This window comes from Microcystis sp. M53598_WE2 (assembly GCF_030067735.1).
Taxonomy (GTDB): domain Bacteria; phylum Cyanobacteriota; class Cyanobacteriia; order Cyanobacteriales; family Microcystaceae; genus Microcystis; species Microcystis aeruginosa.
Window position 1 is genome coordinate 1 of sequence record NZ_JASJFE010000210.1, and the last position, 2,853, is coordinate 2,853.

At 43.6% G+C, this 2,853-nt stretch carries 3 protein-coding genes and 2 pseudogenes; 2 read left to right on the top strand and 3 right to left on the bottom strand.

Annotation, left to right across the window (positions count from 1 at the left end; translation table 11 throughout):
- Window positions 1-147 (top strand): annotated as a pseudogene (locus PX636_RS04455) (zinc ribbon domain-containing protein); the annotation flags it as partial.
- Window positions 148-193: 46 nt separating this feature from the next.
- On the opposite strand, the gene thiS reads toward PX636_RS04455, so the two are convergent.
- A complete protein-coding gene (gene thiS, locus PX636_RS04460; protein ID WP_002751314.1) occupies window positions 194-403 on the bottom strand; it encodes a sulfur carrier protein ThiS in 210 nt (69 codons plus the stop codon).
- A 216-nt stretch (window positions 404-619) separates the two neighbouring features.
- Between thiS and PX636_RS04465 the strand changes: the two genes are divergently transcribed.
- Window positions 620-1,372 (top strand): ABC transporter ATP-binding protein, encoded by a 753-nt coding sequence (locus PX636_RS04465; RefSeq protein WP_288116339.1) that lies wholly within the window; start codon window positions 620-622, stop codon window positions 1,370-1,372.
- Here the strand turns inward: PX636_RS04465 and hisH are convergent.
- Entirely contained in the window at window positions 1,361-1,999 is a 639-nt protein-coding gene (gene hisH / locus PX636_RS04470) for an imidazole glycerol phosphate synthase subunit HisH (protein WP_002795703.1), read from the bottom strand. The two genes, PX636_RS04465 and hisH, sit on opposite strands and share 12 nt — an antisense overlap.
- Window positions 2,000-2,660: 661 nt before the next feature.
- Window positions 2,661-2,853, bottom strand: a pseudogene (locus PX636_RS04475) (transposase family protein); the annotation flags it as partial.

Genomic DNA, 2,853 nt, shown 5'->3' on the forward strand with positions numbered 1-2,853 from the left:
CCCCATTGTGGCTATGTAGAAGATAGAGATATTAACGCCGCTATCAACATTCTCAAAAAGGGACTAAGTACGGTGGGACACACCGAAACTAATACGCTTGGGGAGAGATTCCCTCTGGCGAATGTTGGATACGTCCTGCCAGATTAAGGAAACTCAGTGAACCAAGAATCCCTCGCTTTTAGCGATGGGAGTGTCAACCCCCTCCGACAATAGTAACAATTTCTAATTTATCCCCCTCCTTGATTTCCGTGTTTTCCCAATACTGACGATGGAGGATTTCCCCGTTATATTCCACCGCAACTAACCGAGGATTCATGCCCAAATTTTCTAACATTTGCGGTAGTTTAGTTGCGGGTAAACAGGTTTGAGTTTTGCCGTTAATTTGCAAGGTTATTTCTGACATGGATTTGGATACGAACAAATGAATTAATCGGAGGAGTCAGGAGACAGGAGACAGGAGACAGGAGACAGGAGACAGGAGACAGGAGACAGCTTTTTTCTCCTCACACCCTACACCCTACACCCTACACCCCACACCCCACACCCTACACCCTACACCCCACTTCCCACTTCCCACTTCCCACTTCATAATTCATAATTCATAATTCATAATTTATATATGTTACTTTCTGCCAAAGGATTATCGAAAAGTTTTGGGGGCATTCGCGCCGTCAATAATGCTTATTTGGATGTGCCGCAGGGCAGCATCACTGGGTTAATCGGTCCAAATGGAGCCGGCAAAACCACACTTTTTAACCTTTTATCTAATTTTATTCGCCCAGATAAAGGAGAAGTTTTTCTTGATGGTCAGCCCATTCATCAGCTGCCTCCCTATCAAATTGCCCTGAAAGGATGTGTGAGAACTTTTCAAGTAGCACGGGTATTATCCCGATTAACGGTGTTAGAAAATATGCTCTTAGCTAGTCCGGGGCAAACGGGAGAAAATTTTCTCAAAGTCTGGTTTCAGGGGGCAAAAATTCGCCAACAGGAACAGGAAAATCGTGCCAAAGCTTTGGACATATTAGATTCGATTGGTCTAGGGGAGAAAGCGCAGGATTATGCGGGAGCTTTATCGGGAGGACAGCGTAAATTATTAGAGATTGGCCGAGTGCTAATGACCGAGCCAAAATTAATTTTATTAGATGAACCAGCCGCCGGAGTTAATCCCACTTTAATCGCTCAAATCAACGACCATATTATCGAGTGGAATCGTCAGGGAATTACCTTTTTAATTATCGAGCATAATATGGATGTGATTATGTCCCTTTGTCACCACGTTTGGGTATTAGCAGAAGGGACAAATTTAGCCGATGGCATTCCCAGCGAAATCCAAAAAAACGAGCGGGTTTTAAAGGCTTATTTAGGAGACTAAAGCTAATTTTTGCACCTGCTGAACAAAGTTAGCCAGAATTTTTAAGCCATTAGTCGAGGATTTTTCCGGGTGAAACTGCACCGCTACCAAACGATCACGAGCGATCGCTGCCGTCACCGTTTGACTGCCGTGGGTGACGGTGGCAGCAGTTAGATGACTATCAAGGGGATCAACATAATAGGAATGGACAAAATAGACGTGAGGATGCGGGGGTAATCCCTGCCAAAGAGCATGATCCGGCTGGGTGAAGTCTAATTGATTCCAACCCATGTGGGGAATGGTAATGCCAGGTTCCGAGCGAAAACGGCGCACTGTCCCCGGAATAATCCCTAAACCCGCCTCTTGACCTTCCTCCGATGTCTCAAAGAGAATTTGTAAACCGAGACAGATACCGAGAAAAGGTTTACCATTAGCGATCGCCGCTTTGATCGGTTTTTCGAGATGACGGCTGCGAATTTGCCGGACAGCAGGATCAAAAGAACCGACTCCGGGTAAGACAATAGCGTCAGCTTTTTCCAGATCGAGGGGAGAATCGGTAATTTTCGGCACTGCACCCACGGTTTCCAGTCCTTTACAGGCAGAGTGCAGATTTCCCATGTCGTAATCGATGACAGCGATTAAGGTCATTGCTATATACTGATCAGGCGATGACCTTATTTTAGAGCAATCACGCCGCTAAATTAGGTCTTGACTCAAAAAGCGATTAATGTCTTTACTATATACTGATCAGGCGATGACCTTATTTTAGAGCAATCACGCCGCTAAATTAGGTCTTGACTCAAAAGTTGTTATATGGGATTTGAACCCGCAACCGGCTACTTACAAAGCAGCCCTGCATAACTGATAAAACCCTTTTTCCCAAACACAGGCTATCTGATTCCCATTGATAATTGATTTTGAAGAAAGGGGGTTGGTCATAATATTCTCAACAGCTTATAATCAAGTTATAGATACATTTTAGAATAGCTATGCAAGCAAGTGTTAATTGTTCTGAATCTCGAATACTACAACTGCCTCCATCGATTTCGAGTTCACTGGATTCAGTAAAAGTGCGATCCCAATCGAGCTTTGTGATCATAGGTGCTAATGGTTCGGGAAAAACTCGTTTTGGCGTTTGGATTGAATTCAGTTCACGAGCAAGAGATTTAGTGCATCGAATTGCAGCGCAAAAATCTCTTTCCATACCGGATTACTTTTCTACATCTTCCCTGAATGCTGCAACAAATCTTCTTCGATATGGTTATCATAAAGAGAATTTAAACGATGAACAAACTACACCGTACAAAAGACGATTAACCTGTAGGTACACTGGTTGTCCTGAGATTGGTAAATCTTTGACTAAATGTCGATGATTTTGGTGGAGTTTATCGCTCTCTAAGCCACAATGAGGACAGGTTGCTTTTTTATTTTTCGATTCGACTGGTCAAACTATACCGATATTTTCTAGGTGTCGATAGCCTTGAATACAGGTTCCTTCTAGG